Here is a 15,165-nt window from a genome sequence, read left to right on the forward strand (position 1 = left end):
CATAGTGGAAGTTGATGCGGAGGTGCCTCCGTATCACCACCGTAGCAGAACCGGAGGACCCTCCGCTTTGTCGAGCGCCAAGAAACCGCGCGCGGACGCCGAACGCAACCGGCTTCGCCTGCTCGCTGCTGCCCGTAAAGCGTTCGGCCAGGACGACGAGCCCGTGACTCTGGAGCGCGTCGCACGCGAAGCGGGTGTCGGCATCGGCACGCTCTACCGTCACTTCCCTACCCGCGAAGCGCTGGTCGAGGCGCTGTACCGCGACGAGTTGGCGCAGGTCGTCGCGAGCGCGCCGAAGCTGCTTGAGAGCGAGAAGCCGATTCGCGCACTGCGCCGGTGGATGGACCGCTTCGCCGAGTACGCGAGCACGAAGCACGACATGGCCGACACGCTGCGCGCAATCATCGAGGCGGGCACGGTCGACATGACGCAGGTCCGCGCGGAGCTGACTGAAGCCGTCCAGCTGATCATGGACGCGGGCGCGGCGGACGGCACACTGCGGGCGGACGTTCGCGCGCAGGACGTTGTGGTGACGGTGGTCGGCGCGTGCAGCATGCGGACGCTGCCGGACGGGCCGGAGCAGTTGGATCGGATGCTCGACCTGATCCTCGCCGGAGTCCGTCAGCCGCCGAGTTGATGCACGCGCAGCGCGAGCTGGATCTCCAGCGAGCGTTCCGGTTCGCGCCAATCCTCGCCCAGCAGTACCGCGAGGCGTTCCATCCGCTGCGCGACCGTGTTGACGTGGACGTGCAGGGTTTCTTTTGCCCGCGCCAAATTCCCGCCTGCCGCGTAGTACGCGCGCAGCGTGCCGATGAGGTCGGTGCCGCGGCGAGCGTCGTAGTCGAGTACCGGGCCGAGGGTCGCGCGGACGTAACCGGACAGGTCGGAATGGCGGCCGAGCAGGACGCCGAGGAACCCGAGATCGGCCATCGCCGCGCCGTCGCCTTCGCGGCCCAGAGCCAGCAGAGTATTAACGCATCGAACAGCTTCAGTGTAGGCCTGCGCCAACGCTTCCGGGCCGCTCGCCGGGCCAGCCGCGCCGACCGTCACCGGACAGTCCACAACGGACTTCAGCTCGACCGCGATCCTCGCCGCCGCAGGCTGGTCCGGGGCGAGCGCGACGACTTGCTCAGCGTGGACTCCGACCAAATCGCCGTACCGGGCACAGGCCGCGGCGAGTCCGCGGCGAGAGATGCCGGACGCGTGCGCGACCAGAACCGCGTGCGGTGCCGATAAATCGACGCCCAACCGGCGTGCGCGAGCCACCAACGAGCCCGGGTTGCGGGTCGGCGAGGTGAGCAGGTCGGTCAGCAATTCGCCGCGCACTTGATCCTCGGCTTGCGCTACGGAACGGCGCAACAGCAACAGCAATGCCGTGACAACCGCAGCCCGTTCAAAGAGCCGACGGTCGTCCCCGGCCAGCTCGGGCCGTCCGGAGAGCGTCAGGCTGCCGAGCAGTTCGCGGCCTGCCCGTACCGCACAGACCCAGACGTCCTTTGTAGACACCGCGCGGCCATTGGCGTGGGACGAAGCCACCGCGGCAGTATCAAAAGCGACCGAGGTACCGGCCAGCAGCCCGCCTTCCTCGTCGTACACGGCGATCGAGCCGCGCAACACTCCGGCCACTTCCGCTGCCACCGCGGGCAGATCCGCGCCGCCGAGCACGAGGTCCATCAGCCGGTCGTGTGCGTCGTCGGCCCGGCGCATCGTCGCGTTGGCCGCGTTCAGTTCCGCGGCCGCCGAGCGGGTTTCTTCCAGCAGATGCGCGGTGTCCAAGGCGATCGCGGCGTGCGCGGCCAGCGACGACAGCAACGCGACCTCCGCCGTCGAGAACGCCCGCGACGAACGGTCGGACGCGTACAGCACGCCCAGCACCTTGCCGCCGATCGCCAGCGGCACGCCGAGGATCGCCTTCAACCCTTCCTCACCGACGCCCGCGTCGATCGGTTCCGTGTGCCGGAACCGCTCGTCCTCGAAGTAATCCGCGGTCGCGTATGGACGCGCGGTCTGCGCTACCAGCCCGCCGAGCCCTTCGCCCATCCCCAGCACAATCTGCTGGAACAGCGCGGAAACCGACCCATCGGTGACCCGGATGTAGGTCTCGCCGTTCGCTTCGTCGTTGAGGCTGAGATACGAAACGTCCACGCCAAGCAGTGTCCGAGCGCGCCGGACGATCGACCGCAGCACCGCGTCCGGATCGCGCAGCCGGGCGAGGTCGCTCGCGGTGTCGAACAACGCGGTCAGCTCGGCTTCCCGCCGCCGGTGCTCGCTGAGCGTCTCGCGGATCCGCAACGCCAGTTCGGTCGCCGAACCGATCGCGGCGGACTGTTCCGCGGACAAGCCCCGGGCAGCGACGTGCGCCAGCTGCTCGCTGCTCGCTCCGGCGGCGAGCAGTTCGAGCAGCCGGCGATACGCCTCGGCAGTGGGGTCCACACCCGTCATGCTGTCATTGAAGCCTGCCGTTCGGCCGCCGTCTCGTGCAGCGACGCACCGCGCGTCTCACGGGCGGCGAGCAGCGCGACCAGCGACAACAGACACATCGCGACCACGTAGACCGAAACCGGCACCGTCGAGTGGTACGCCTCGAACAGCGCCACCGCGATCAACGGGGCGACCGCACCGGCCGCGATGGACGACAGCTGGCCGCCGACCGAAAGCCCGGTGTAGCGCACCCGCGTCGGGAATTGCTCGGCGAAGAACGCCGCCTGCGGCCCGTACATCGCACCGTGCACGACCAGCCCGATCACCGCCGCGCCGAGCACCGAACCCGTCGTGCGCAGGTCGAGCAGCCAGAAGAAGCCGAACGACCACGCGGCCATCCCGACGACGCCGAACAGGTACACCGGCTTCCGGCCGATCTTGTCAGACAGCAAGCCCCACAAGGGAATCGTCACGAAATGCACCGCCGACGCGACGAGCACCGCGGTCAGGCCGGTCGCCTTCGGCAGGCCGAGCCCGGTCGTGACGTACACGAGAATGAACGCGGTGATCACGTAGTAGGACACGTTTTCCGCGATGCGCGCGCCGAACGTCACCGCGAGCGCGCGGAAGTGCCCGCGGAACACGTCGACAATCGGTGCCTGCTCACGCTCGTCCGCAGCGGCCTTCGCCGCGATGAACACCGGCGATTCCGAAACCGCCAGCCGGATCCACAGACCGAGCACCACCAGCACGCCCGACAGCAGGAACGGGACCCGCCAGCCCCAAGCCTGGAAAGTCGCGTCCGACTGCGCCGACGCCAGGATCGCGAGTACCGCCGTGGCCAGCAGGTTCCCGGCCGGAACGCCGGTCTGCGGCCACGACGCCCAGAACCCGCGCCGCCGGTCGTCGCCGTGCTCGGACACCAGCAGCACCGCGCCGCCCCACTCGCCGCCGAGGGCGAAGCCCTGGATCAGCCGCAGCAGCGTCAGCAGGACCGGCGCGAGCACGCCGACCGCGCTGTACGTGGGCAGCAGGCCCATCGCGAACGTCGAGCCGCCCATCATCAACAGGCTCACGACCAGCAGTTTCTTACGTCCGATCCGGTCGCCGAAGTGCCCGAACACGAGCCCGCCGATCGGCCGCGCGAGGAAGCCGACCGCGTAGGTGAGCAACGCCAGCAGAGTGCCGGTGAGCGGATCCGCGGTCGGGAAGAACAGCTTGTTGAAGACCAGCGCGGCGGCCGAGGTGTAGAGGAAGAAGTCGTACCACTCGATGGTGGTTCCGATCAGCCCGGCTCCGACGACGCGCAGCAGCTTCTTGTCCATAATGGACTCCACTCCGTTGTGGGGAAAGGGGATTTCAGCCGGCGGTCCAGCCGCCGTCAACGGGAAGCGACGCACCGGTGACGTGCCCGGCGGACTCGCCGCACAGCCACACCACGAGATCGGCGACGTCGGAGGGTTCGATCAATCGCTTGATCGCGGCCCGGCGCAGCAACACCTGTTCCAGCACTTCTTCCGGCGCTACCCCGTGTTCAGCCGCTTGCGCTTCGAGCTGACCGGTGACGAGCGGCGTACGGACATAACCTGGGTTCACGCAATTGCTGGTCACGCCGTGCTCGGCGGCTTCGAGAGCGGCCACTTTGGACAGTCCCTCAAGCGCGTGTTTCGCCGTGACGTAAGCAGCTTTGTACGGACTCGCCCGCACGCCGTGCACGCTGGACATGTTCACGATCCGGCCCCAACCGCGCGCGTACATCGCGGGCAGGCACTGCCGGATCAACAGAAACGGCGCAGTCACCATCAACGACTGAATGAAGGTGAACCGCTCCGGCGGGAACTCCGGCAACGGCGCGACGTGCTGCACGCCCGCGTTGTTGACGAGCACATCGACGTCCGCGGGCAGGGTAGCCAGCGCCGCCGGGTCGGTCAGGTCCACCGAGTGCGCCTGCCCGCCGACCTCAGCAGCCGCCGCCTCCGCCCCGGCCACGTCCACGACGTGCACCTTGGCCCCGGCCGCGCCGAACGCCCGCACGCAGGCCAGCCCGATGCCGCTGCCGCCGCCGGTCACCAGCGCGGTGCGTCCGGCGAGGGAACTGTCACTGGTCATGGCCGAAGACAGTAAGTCGCTCCGACCTGGGCGACCATGGCTCAGTCCCCCACAGAATGACGACCATCTATGTGGCCTGACCCCACCTGCACTGGTCTGGGAAAGGGCCCTTCTGGGACGCACCCGTCCAGCTCGAAAGTGCCGCCGCGACGCGGGCTAGCCCTTCCTTCCCCGCATGGCCCTCAGCCAGCAGCAGAGGAGATGCTCCGCGCCTCGTTAGCCCCGGTTTCGAAGGCCTCGCAGCAGAAGAGCAGCCACTCGCGCACGCCGTCGGCCGTCCCGCCGGCGAAGCCTTGCGCCAGCTCGACATATCGCGGAACCCGCCGGAAATAGGCGACTTCCGGCACCGTCAACGCCTTCGGGTCAAGCCCAGTGGCGACCATCGACAGCCGCGCCGCCGCCCGGGCGACCACCCCGTCCGCCGAACCGAACGGTGACAACGCCAGCAGCTCGCCGTGCACCACCGCGGTCAGCACCGGCCCGGGTACCGCGCTCGCACCGGTGACGAGCTGAGCCAGCAACTCCAGCCGCTCGCCGCCGCGCTGCGGACGGCCAAGCTGATCCGGATCGGACACCACGTCCGACGCGGCCAGCAAATGCAGCCGGGCCAACGTCTGCAACGGAGCCCGCCGCCACGTCGGCAGCAACGACTCCAGTTTCTCCGCCACCCGCAACGATCCGGCGAGCAGCGGGTCGGTCACCGAACCGGCTTCCGGCAACTCGGGATTGGCCCCGTCGATCCCCGCCGAAGCCCTCGCCGCACGGACGGACGCCTCGGCCGCGGTCTCCGCCCCGCCGCGCAGGTTCGCGGGCAACCGGTGCACGGCGAAGACGGCGTCCTGCGCTGCTTTGGCCGCCGTGGCAACGCCGTCCAGCTCCAGCAGCGGCTTCAGCGGATCGCTCATGTCGCCGCCTCCATCAGGAGTGGCACGCCGGTCGACGGGGAGGCGACGGCATGAATATCGATGATTCGCTCGCAAGCAGCGCTCATGCGTCGAGCACCTGTCCAGCCCGCTCCACGACCGGAGGCAGCACCGACCACGGGAAGTTGATCCACCGGTCAGTCCGCTTCCACACGTACTCGCACTTCACCGTCGAAGCGGGCTTCTCGTAAACCACCGCGCACCGCACGTCCGCGACGTGGTCGGCGCAGAAGTCCCGGACCAGCTTGAGCGTCGCCCCGGTGTCCGCGACGTCGTCGGCGACCAGCACCTTCTTGCGTGTGAGATCCACCACGTTGGGCACCGGCGGCAGCATGACCGGAAGATCCAGCCGCTGGTCGACACCGGTGTAGAACTCGACGTTCATCACGTGGAGGTTCTTCACGTCGAGCGCGTACCCGAGCGCGCCCGCGACGAACAGCCCGCCGCGCGCGACGGAGAGGATGAGGTCGGGGACGAACCCGTCCGCGGCCACCTCCCGCGCCAGTTCCCGGCTCGCCGAACCGAACAACTCCCAGGTGAGGTTTTCTCGCTCCTCGGCCATGCGCGCTCTCTTTCTCGGGGGTCCGCCGAGCATAAGCGGCCGGAAAGTGGACTGCTGAAATGACCGGTAAATGGTACTTAGGCACTGCCACTTGTCGTCGTAGCGTGAGCCCGTGACCTGGAGCGAGCACCCGATTCTGTCCGGCCGCCACGTACGGCTCGAACCCCTCACCACCGAGCACGCCCCCGGCCTGCTCGAAGCCGGAGCCCGGCCATCTGGGCCTGGCTGAGCGTCCGCCAGCCCGCCGGCCTCGGCGAAACCGAGACGATGGTGAAGGACGCGCTCGCCGACCCGGACCGCCGCCCGTGGGCGCAGATCGACGTCGCGTCCGGCCGCGTCGCCGGGACCACTTCTTATTACCAGGTGGTAGCGAGGCACCGGATCCTCTCGATCGGGCACACCTGGATCGGCGCGGAATTCCAGCGCACCGCGCTCAACACCGAGTCCAAATTCCTCCTGCTGCGCAACGCCTTCGAGGACTGGGGAGCCCAGCGCGTCGCGTGGGAAACCGACAACCGCAACCTCCGTTCGCAACGCGCCATCGAACGGCTCGGCGCGCTGCGCGAGGGGGTGCTGCGGGCGCACCGGATCCGTCCGGACGGCACGACACGCGACACGGTGCTCTACTCGATGACCGACGCCGAGTGGCCGGGCGCCCGTGCCCGGCTGCTCGCCCGCCTCGGCTGAGCCTCGCCGCAGGTCGCTTGGAGCTGTGCGCGCAACGTGGCTGCAACCTTGTCGTAGGCGGGCTAACGTCGCTAGCGTTCCCTGAGCCGCGGGTTCGCACTACAGGAGGCTTTGCACCATGACCGAGCAGTCCCCAGCGTTGGACAACCTGCTCACCGAGAGCCGCACGTTTCCTCCCAGCGACGAGTTCGCTGGTCAGGCGAACGCGAAGGCCGATTTGTATGCGACGGCGGACGCTGACCGGGAGCAGTTCTGGGCCGGGCAGGCGGAGCGGCTGTCGTGGGACACGAAGTGGTCCCAGGTATTGGACTGGACCAATGCGCCGTTCGCGAAGTGGTTCGTGGGCGGGAAACTGAACGTCGCGTACAACTGCGTGGACCGGCACGTCGAGTCCGGCCACGGGGACCAGGTCGCGATCCACTGGGTCGGCGAACCGGGCGACACGCGCGACATCACCTACTCGCAGCTGAAGGACGAGGTCTCGAGGGCCGCGAACGCGCTGTCGTCGCTGGGCGTCGTGGCCGGGGACGTCGTGGCGATCCAGCTGCAGATGGTGCCCGAGGCGATTTTCGCGATGCTGGCGTGCGCGCGGATCGGCGCTTTGCACAGTGTGGTGTTCGGCGGTTTCTCGCCGACTGCGCTGCGCGCGCGGGTGGACGACGCGGCGGCGAAGATCGTGATCACCTCGGACGGCCAGTACCGCCGCGGCAAGGCCGCGCCGATGAAGGCGAACGTCGACGAAGCCTTGCAGGGCGCGGAAACCGTGCAGAAGGTCATCGTCGTCCGGCGCACCGGCAGCGACCTTGAAGGCGAGACGCCGTGGACCGAGGGCCGCGACCTGTGGTGGCACGAACTGGTCGACGGACAATCCGCTGAACACAAGCCGGAGGCATTCGATTCCGAGCACCCGCTGTTCATCCTCTACACCTCGGGCACCACGGGTAAGCCGAAGGGCATCCTGCACACTTCGGGCGGCTACCTGACCCAGACCGCGTACACCCACAACGTCGTGTTCGACCACAAGCCGGGCGAAGACGTCTATTGGTGCACCGCCGACATCGGCTGGATCACCGGGCACTCCTACATCGTGTACGGGCCGCTGGCGAACCGCGTGACCCAGGTCGTGTACGAAGGCACGCCGAACACGCCGCACGAGGGCCGGCACTGGGAAATCGTCCAGAAGTACAAGGTCTCGATCTACTACACCGCGCCGACCCTGATCCGCACCTTCATGAAGTGGGGCGAGGACATCCCGGCGAAGTACGACTTGTCCTCGTTGCGGGTTCTCGGCAGCGTGGGCGAGCCGATCAACCCCGAGGCCTGGATCTGGTACCGCGAGAAGATCGGCGCGAACCAGACGCCGATCGTGGACACCTGGTGGCAGACCGAAACCGGCGCGATCATGATCTCTCCGCTGCCCGGCGTCACCGCCGCCAAGCCGGGTTCCGCGCAGCGCGCGCTGCCGGGCATCTCGGCGAAGGTCGTGGACGACACCGGTGCCGAGGTCCCGCACGGCGGCGGCGGATACCTCGTGCTGGACAAGCCGTGGCCGTCGATGCTCCGCGGCGTGTGGGGCGACGAAGAGCGCTTCCGCGACACCTACTGGTCCCGTTTCTCCGAGCAGGGCTACTACTTCGCGGGCGACGGCGCGAAGTACGACGAGGACGGCGACATCTGGCTGCTCGGCCGCGTGGACGACGTGATGAACGTGTCCGGACACCGGATCTCCACCACCGAAGTCGAATCCGCGCTCGTGTCGCACCCGACAGTCGCCGAGGCCGCCGTCGTCGGCGCGACCGACCCGACCACCGGACAGGGCATCGTCGCGTTCGTGATCCTGCGCGGCAACGCCGTCGACGGTGGCGATGACGCGGTGCAGGAGCTGCGCAACCACGTCGCGAAGGAAATCGGGCCGATCGCGAAGCCACGGCAGATCATGGTCGTGGCCGAGCTGCCGAAGACCCGCTCCGGCAAGATCATGCGCCGGCTGCTGCGCGACGTCGCGGAGAACCGGCAAATCGGCGACGTCACCACGCTCGCCGACTCGTCGGTCATGGACCTCATCTCCTCCGGACTGAACTCCGGCAAGGAGGAGTAAGTTCTTCACCGTCAGGAAGGGACCCTCCCGGCTGGGAGGGTCCCTTCCTGCATTGATCCCCTGAAAGTGCGGACATCGAACGCATGTTCTAAGATGCCCGCGTACCCAACCCAGATCCGGGCAAGGAGACGACACGAATGTCCGTGGAAGCCTTGACGCACGACGAGGACACTGCGGCCGAGACGGCGGCGTCGTCATCGCCGCAGGCCGCTGGCACCCCGGAGACCCCGGAAGTCGCCGAGTCCACTGCCGCTCCCGCGGAGTCCGCTTCGGAATCCGCCCCGGCGGACGCTTCGAAGCCGGCGGCTGAGGAAACCCCAGCCGTCGAATCGCCGAAGCCGAAGCGCGGCCGCCCGAAGGCCGCGGCGTCGACGGCGAAGAAGACCCGCACTGTGGAGCTGACGCTGACCGTCACCGGCACGGCGGACGGCGAGTGGCAGGCCGAGCTGAAGAACGGCGCCAAGTGGGTCGCGAAGGGCCTGGCCGTCCCGGCCGCGGCGGTGTCGCGGGCGGCGAAGGAACTGCACGAAGAGCTGTCCGGCCCGATCGACGAGGTCATCAACGCAGCGCGCGAAGCGCAGGCCGCGAAGGTCGCGCAGCTGGAGGCCGAGCTGGAGGCCGCGAAGGCGGCGCTGGCCGAACTCGACAACTGAGCAAGACCCCGGTTCGCCCGGGTCCGGTGTCCACGGTGGCTCCGGACCCGGGCGTTCGTCGTTTCAGCCCACCGGCGGTCGTCCGGGCAGCGGGGCTTTGAACTCGATCCACCGGCTGTCGGTCAGCGCTTCGACGTGGTGGCGCACCCCGCGCGGATGCACCACGACGTCGCCCGGTCCGAGTTCGGCCCACACCCCGTCGACCGTGCCGCGCAGCCGCCCTTCCAGCACGTGCACGATGCTGTCGTGGTCGTGGCAGTGCTCGGCCGACGCGACGCCAGCCGGATAACGGATTTCGTACGCCAGACCGTGCTCCGCGCGCGCCCGTTCCCGGATCAGCCCGGTACCGCCGCGCAACGGCCGCCCCTCCACCACCGACAACGTCCGCCACTCCTGCTCCATCCCGGCAGCCTATTCGGCTGGTCAGGCAAGGCACAATTCATTGAGGATTGCCTTTCTTAACCGAATTCCCGCGCACCAGGAAAATGTCGCGCGGAAACAATTTCCGTGATTCACTGAAGTCGTGACCGAAACGATGGGCGACGCGGTGCACGCGCACGAACCGCACGAGGACCTCGGCGGGAAGCTGAACTGGCTGCGCGCCGGGGTTCTCGGCGCGAACGACGGGATCGTGTCCGTCGCGGGCATCGTCGTGGGCGTCGCGGGAGCCACCACGGACAGCACCACGATCCTCACCGCCGGAATTGCCGGACTCGTCGCGGGCGCGTTTTCCATGGCGGGCGGGGAATACGTGAGCGTGAGCACCCAGCGCGACACCGAACGCGCGCTGCTGCGGCTCGAGAAGCAAGAACTGAAAACAATGCCTGAAGCCGAGGAACGCGAACTCGCGCAGATCTACCAGGGCAAGGGCCTCTCGCCGGAGCTGGCGAAGCAGGTCGCGCGCGAGCTGACCGAAAACGATCCGCTGCAGGCGCACGCGGAAGCCGAACTCGGCATCGACCCGGACAACCTGACCAGCCCGTGGCAGGCGGCGTGGGCGTCGCTGCTGGCGTTCTCCGTCGGCGCGCTGCTGCCGTTGCTGGCGATCGCCTGGACATCGGTCAGCGTCCGCGTCTGGGCGTGCGCGCTGGCGGTGGTCGTCGGCCTCACGCTCACCGGTTTCGTGAGCGCGAGGCTCGGCGACGCGCAGGTGGGGCGCGCGATCGTCCGAAACGTCGGCGTCGGCGCCCTCACCATGCTCGTCACTTACTTCGTCGGAGTGCTTTTCGGCACCACCGTGGGTTAGTGCACTCCGCGCATCAGTCGGCGGATCATCGGGATCAGCGCGAACAGCAGCAAGCCGACCGCGACCGCGACGCCGCCGATGATGCTGAAGTACGGCACCTCGTCGTGCGGGTCGTAGGACTGCGCGAGCTTGCCCGACATCGCCGTGCCCAGCGACACCGACAGGAAGTTCAGCGCCACCATCTGCGTCCGGAACGCCTCCGGCGCGAGCTTCGTCGACAGCGAAAGCCCGACCGGCGACAGCATCAGCTCGGCGATGGTGAACACCAGCAGAATGCCGGCCAGCGCGATCAGCGGGCTGCCGTTCTCCCCGGTGTGCGCCATCGGCAGGAACAGCAGGAACGCCACGCCCATGAGCACCGTGCCGAGCACGAACTTCATCGGCGTCGACGGCTGCTTCGGGCCGAGCTTCGTCCAGATCGCCGCGACGATCGGCGCGAACACGATGATGAACACCGGGTTGATCGAATTGACCCAGGACACCGGCATCGTCCAGCCGAACAGGTCGCGGTCGAGCCGCTGGTCGCTGTAGACCGACACGACCGTCGCCTGCTGCTGGTACAGCGAGAAGAACGCGGCGCTCGCGATGTACATCGGGATGAACGACAGCACCCGGCTGCGCTCGTCCGAGGTGATCTTCTTGCTGGTCAGGATCGCGACGAAGTACACCACCGAGATCGCGACGACCACGTAGACCACGACGTCGGCGAGATTGTCCGGGGTGACCACGCCGGACATGATCAGCGCGACGACCGCGGCGATGATCACCACGGCCACGCCGACCACGAGCACGCGCTGCGAGGACGGCAGCGGGTTCGGCACCTCGGACGCCTTCGCGCCGAGATTCTTCCGCCCGATCGTGTACTGGATCAGCCCGAGCGCCATGCCGATCGCGGCGAGGCCGAAGCCGAGGTGGAAGCCGCCGTTCTGCTGGGCGAGCCCGGTCAGCAGCGGGCCGATGAACCCGCCGATGTTGACGCCCATGTAGAAGATCGTGAATCCGGCGTCGCGCCGCTCGTCACCCTCGGCGTACAGCGTGCCGACCACCGAGGTCGCGTTGCCCTTGAGCCCGCCGGACCCGAGCGCGACGCACGCGAGACCGACGCCGACGCCGGTCAGGCCGGGCAGCACCGCCAGTGCGATGTGCCCGATCATCACCACGATGGCGCTGTAGAACAGCGTGCGTTCAGAGCCGAGCAGCCGGTCGGCGATCCACGCGCCGACGACCGTGGCGAGGTAGACCGTGCCGCCGTACGCGCCGACGATGCCGAGCGCGGCGCTCTGGTCGATCCCGAGGCCGCCCTTGTCGGCCTGGTAGTAGAGGTAGATGGCGAGGATGCCCTGCATCCCGTAGAAGGAGAAGCGCTCCCACATCTCCACGCCGAAGAGGTTCGCCAACCCCCTCGGGTGCCCGAAAAATCTCGTGTCGGCCTGGGCGTCGATAGGGGTGCTCACTACTGCCTCGTCCCTGTATTCAACATCATTGTCGTTCTCTCCTCGCATGCTAGAAGGCGAACAGGTGAACGAAAAACCGGCGTCAGTATGGACTAGACAACTTGACCGCCGCGACGGGCTGATCTCCGTTTGCGCACGGCCCTGCGCGATGCGAGCGTCATCGGGCAGTCCTGGGTTGCCGTTCGTCACAACGGGCGGTAATCGGCGACTGCGGACGGTAAACTGGCGGTCGGTGTGCCGGGAAGTCTGGTCGGCGGAAGAGCCGTCGATCCCACAAGGAGTTTTTCGTGACCCCAGCCCGCGCCGTCGCCGAATTCGCCCGTTTCCTCCGCACTGAAACCACCGGTGGGCTGATCCTGCTCGCCGCCACCGCGGTCGCGCTGGTCTGGGCCAACTCGCCGCTCGCGCCGGCTTACGAGGCACTGCGCGACTTCCGGCTCGGCCCGGAGTTCCTGCACCTCAACCTCACCCTCGGCGACTGGGCGAAAGACGGCCTGCTCGCGCTGTTCTTCTTCGTCGCCGGGCTTGAGCTCAAACGAGAACTGGTGGTCGGCGAGCTGTCCCGGTGGCGGCAGGCGGTGCTGCCGGTGATCGCCGCGGTCGGCGGGATGGTCGTGCCCGCGGTGCTCGCGCTCTCGGTCGCCTGGGGCACGCCGGGCGTCGACCGGGCGTGGGCGATCCCGGTCGCCACGGACATCGCGTTCGCGCTCGGCGTGCTCGCGCTGACCGCCTCGAACCTGCCCAGCAGCGCGCGGGTGTTCCTGCTTTCCCTCGCCGTGGTGGACGACCTTGGCGCGATTCTCGTCATCGCGATCCTCTTCACCAGCAGTTTCAACCTGATCGCGGCGGCGGTCGCGGTGATCGCGCTTGGGCTTTACGCCTTCTTGCAGCACAAGCGCGTCCGCACGCCGTGGCTGTACGTGCCGCTCGCGCTGATCACCTGGGTCGCGGTGCATTCGGCGGGCATCCACGCGACGATCGCCGGCGTCGCGCTCGGGCTGCTCACTCGCGTCCGCGAGGACCAGGGTGAGGAAGAAGCACCCGCGGTCCGGCTCGAACACCGGCTGCAGCCGTGGTCAGCGGCGGTGGCGGTGCCGGTGTTCGCCTTGTTCGCCGCGGGGATCTCGGTGAACGGCGACGCGTTGTCGACGGTTTTCACCACCGCGTTGCCGCTGGCTGTCCTCATCGGACTGGTCGTCGGGAAGTTCATCGGCATCTTCGGCGCGAGCCTGCTGGCGGTGAAGCTGCGCGTGGCGGAAAAGCCCAGCGGAATGAGCTGGCGAGACGTGGCAGCGCTGTCCGTGCTCGGCGGCGTCGGGTTCACCGTCAGCCTGCTGATCGCCGAACTCGCGCTGCCCGCCGAAGCCGCTGAAGTGGCCAAGGCGGCGGTCTTGATCGCCTCGGCGATCGCCTCGCTGACGGCGGCCGTGCTGCTCTTGCGGCGCAGCCGGGTACACGCGAAGGCGGCTTGATCCCGACACTCCCGCCGGTCCGTCGCGCCTCGCGTGCGGCCACGTGGCACGATGACCCAGTGAGCAGCCCCAAACACGAGCGCACCAGCCCCGACGGCGTGGGGGCCGTGCCGTACCTGCCCCTGTCCAGCGACGAGGAAGCCGCGGCGAGCGAGCAGTCCATCGGCAAGCTCGTCGGCGACGCCACCCAGCACCTGTCGACGCTGGTCCGCGCCGAAATCGAGCTGGCGAAAGCCGAGCTGGCGCAGGAAGCGAAGAAGGCGCTCAAGGGGACGGTCTTCTTCCTGATCGCCCTCACCGTCTTTCTGTACAGCACCTTCTTCCTGTTCCTGCTGATCGCCGAGGGCCTGTCGGACTGGTGGGGCATCCGCTGGCCCGCATTCGCGACGGTGTTCGGCCTGATGCTGGTCACCGTGGGCGTGACCGCGTTCATCGGCTGGCGCAAGGTGAAGAAGCTGCGCGCGCCGGAACGCACGATCAGCAGCGTCAAGGAGACGGCCGAGGCGTTCAAGCGCAAGCCGGCCGAAGACGACGACCTGCCCTCGACGCAGGGCTGACGCCAGCCCGCGCGCGGTGGTGGAGCTGACGCCGGACCCGTCAAGCGTGCGGGTCGACGGCCCGTGGACGCATCGCGACGTCTCGGCCAACGGCATCCGCCTGCACGTCGCCGAATGCGGCGAGGGCCCGTTAGTGCTGCTCCTGCACGGGTTCGCGGGTTTTTGGTGGACCTGGCGCCACCAACTGCCCGCACTGGCCGACGCGGGTTTCCGCGCGGTAGCGGTAGACCTGCGCGGCTACGGCGACTCAGACAAACCCCCGCGCGGCTACGACGCGTGGACACTGGCAGGCGACGTAGGCGGCCTGATCAAGACATTGGGCGCCCGCCGGGCACATCTAGTAGGCCACGCCTGGGGCGGCATGCTCGCCTGGACCGTCGCGGCACTGCACCCGCGCCTCGTGTCCTCGGTGACCGCCATCGGCGCCGCGCACCCGCTAGCGTTCAAGTCGGCGGTGAAACGCGCGCGCGGCCAGATCCGCGCAGCCGGCCATCTTTTCCGCTTCCAGGTACCGATGGCCCCGGAAAAGTGGCTGGTCCGCGACAACGCGGCAGCAGTGGAAGAACTGTTCGCCAATTGGTCCGGCGAGTCCTGGCGATCCTCTTCGGACTTCACCGAGACCATGCCGCCGTTCCGCCAAGCCATGCTGGTCCCCGGCGTCGCGCACTCCGCACTGGAGTACTACCGCTGGGCCTTCCGCGCCCAGTTCCGCGGCGAAGGCAGACGCTTCACCGACGCCGTCGACGGCCGCATCACTGCTCCGGTACTGCAACTACACGGCGCGGACGACACCTGCATCCTTCCGGAAACCGCACTGGCCTCAGTCCACTGGGCAGGCCCGCACAGCGAACCGAAAATCTGGCCAGGCATCGGCCACTTCCCACACTTGGAAGACCCGGACCGAGTCACCAAATCCGTTGTGGACTTCGTCCGCTGACACTCGAGCATGGGGTACGTGAGGGCCACCCCACAGACGCCAGCGA

14 protein-coding genes and 1 pseudogene are annotated in these 15,165 nt (G+C 68.3%); 8 read left to right on the forward strand and 7 right to left on the reverse strand.

What is annotated here, in order from left to right; translation table 11 throughout:
- The first annotated feature begins 67 nt into the window (after positions 1-67).
- Positions 68-637 (forward strand): TetR/AcrR family transcriptional regulator, encoded by a 570-nt coding sequence (locus A4R44_RS05675; protein WP_067577005.1) that lies wholly within the window; start codon positions 68-70, stop codon positions 635-637.
- On the opposite strand, the gene A4R44_RS05680 is transcribed toward A4R44_RS05675, so the two are convergent.
- The 5 genes from A4R44_RS05680 to A4R44_RS05700 all read right to left on the reverse strand — a co-directional run bounded on the left by A4R44_RS05680 (position 622) and on the right by A4R44_RS05700 (position 6,015).
- Positions 622-2,442 carry a GAF domain-containing protein gene (locus A4R44_RS05680; protein WP_067577007.1) on the reverse strand — a complete coding sequence of 607 codons (1,821 nt, stop codon included), beginning with the start codon at positions 2,440-2,442 and terminating at the stop codon, positions 622-624. The genes A4R44_RS05675 and A4R44_RS05680 overlap by 16 nt on opposite strands.
- Entirely contained in the window at positions 2,439-3,746 is a 1,308-nt protein-coding gene (locus A4R44_RS05685) for an MFS transporter (protein ID WP_067577009.1), read from the reverse strand. Before A4R44_RS05685 ends, A4R44_RS05680 begins: the two co-directional genes overlap by 4 nt.
- A 34-nt stretch (positions 3,747-3,780) precedes the next feature.
- A complete protein-coding gene (locus tag A4R44_RS05690; protein WP_067577011.1) occupies positions 3,781-4,530 on the reverse strand; it encodes a 3-hydroxybutyrate dehydrogenase in 750 nt (249 codons plus the stop codon).
- Positions 4,531-4,712: 182 nt separating this feature from the next.
- Positions 4,713-5,435 carry an oxidoreductase gene (locus tag A4R44_RS05695; RefSeq protein ID WP_067577013.1) on the reverse strand — a complete coding sequence of 241 codons (723 nt, stop codon included), beginning with the start codon at positions 5,433-5,435 and terminating at the stop codon, positions 4,713-4,715.
- 82 nt (positions 5,436-5,517) lie between these two features.
- Entirely contained in the window at positions 5,518-6,015 is a 498-nt protein-coding gene (locus A4R44_RS05700) for a phosphoribosyltransferase (protein ID WP_067577015.1), read from the reverse strand.
- 112 nt (positions 6,016-6,127) lie between these two features.
- On the opposite strand from A4R44_RS05700, the pseudogene A4R44_RS05705 reads away from it, so the two are divergent.
- From A4R44_RS05705 to A4R44_RS05715, 3 genes and pseudogenes are all read left to right on the forward strand, one after another.
- Positions 6,128-6,702: pseudogene (locus A4R44_RS05705) on the forward strand (GNAT family N-acetyltransferase).
- 118 nt (positions 6,703-6,820) lie between these two features.
- A complete protein-coding gene (gene acs, locus A4R44_RS05710) occupies positions 6,821-8,800 on the forward strand; it encodes an acetate--CoA ligase (RefSeq protein ID WP_067577017.1) in 1,980 nt (659 codons plus the stop codon).
- A gap of 137 nt (positions 8,801-8,937) precedes the next feature.
- The gene (locus A4R44_RS05715; RefSeq protein WP_067577019.1) at positions 8,938-9,453 is read left to right on the forward strand and encodes a DUF6319 family protein; all 516 of its coding nucleotides are present in this window, start codon (positions 8,938-8,940) and stop codon (positions 9,451-9,453) included.
- A 63-nt stretch (positions 9,454-9,516) separates the two neighbouring features.
- Here the strand turns inward: A4R44_RS05715 and A4R44_RS05720 are convergent, their stop codons facing one another.
- Positions 9,517-9,855 carry a cupin domain-containing protein gene (locus tag A4R44_RS05720; RefSeq protein ID WP_067577021.1) on the reverse strand — a complete coding sequence of 113 codons (339 nt, stop codon included), beginning with the start codon at positions 9,853-9,855 and terminating at the stop codon, positions 9,517-9,519.
- A gap of 121 nt (positions 9,856-9,976) precedes the next feature.
- Here A4R44_RS05720 and A4R44_RS05725 point away from each other — a divergent pair, with 121 nt between their 5' ends.
- On the forward strand, positions 9,977-10,699 hold the full coding sequence (locus A4R44_RS05725; RefSeq protein ID WP_067577023.1) for a VIT family protein: 723 nt from the start codon (positions 9,977-9,979) through the stop codon (positions 10,697-10,699).
- Here the strand turns inward: A4R44_RS05725 and A4R44_RS05730 are convergent.
- Entirely contained in the window at positions 10,696-12,153 is a 1,458-nt protein-coding gene (locus tag A4R44_RS05730) for a peptide MFS transporter (protein ID WP_067577025.1), read from the reverse strand. The two genes, A4R44_RS05725 and A4R44_RS05730, sit on opposite strands and share 4 nt — an antisense overlap.
- Positions 12,154-12,440: 287 nt before the next feature.
- On the opposite strand from A4R44_RS05730, the gene nhaA reads away from it, so the two are divergent.
- From nhaA to A4R44_RS05745, 3 genes are read left to right on the forward strand one after another with little or no spacing between them, the layout of a single operon-like run.
- Entirely contained in the window at positions 12,441-13,625 is a 1,185-nt protein-coding gene (nhaA, locus tag A4R44_RS05735; RefSeq protein ID WP_067577027.1) for a Na+/H+ antiporter NhaA, read from the forward strand.
- A 59-nt stretch (positions 13,626-13,684) separates the two neighbouring features.
- Complete coding sequence (locus tag A4R44_RS05740; protein WP_067577029.1) at positions 13,685-14,182, forward strand: phage holin family protein; 498 nt, start codon at positions 13,685-13,687, stop codon at positions 14,180-14,182.
- A 19-nt stretch (positions 14,183-14,201) separates the two neighbouring features.
- The gene (locus tag A4R44_RS05745; protein ID WP_067578045.1) at positions 14,202-15,119 is read left to right on the forward strand and encodes an alpha/beta fold hydrolase; all 918 of its coding nucleotides are present in this window, start codon (positions 14,202-14,204) and stop codon (positions 15,117-15,119) included.
- Positions 15,120-15,165 lie beyond the last annotated feature (46 nt).

This window comes from Amycolatopsis sp. M39, assembly GCF_001651785.1.
In the GTDB taxonomy this organism is placed as follows: domain Bacteria; phylum Actinomycetota; class Actinomycetes; order Mycobacteriales; family Pseudonocardiaceae; genus Amycolatopsis; species Amycolatopsis rubida.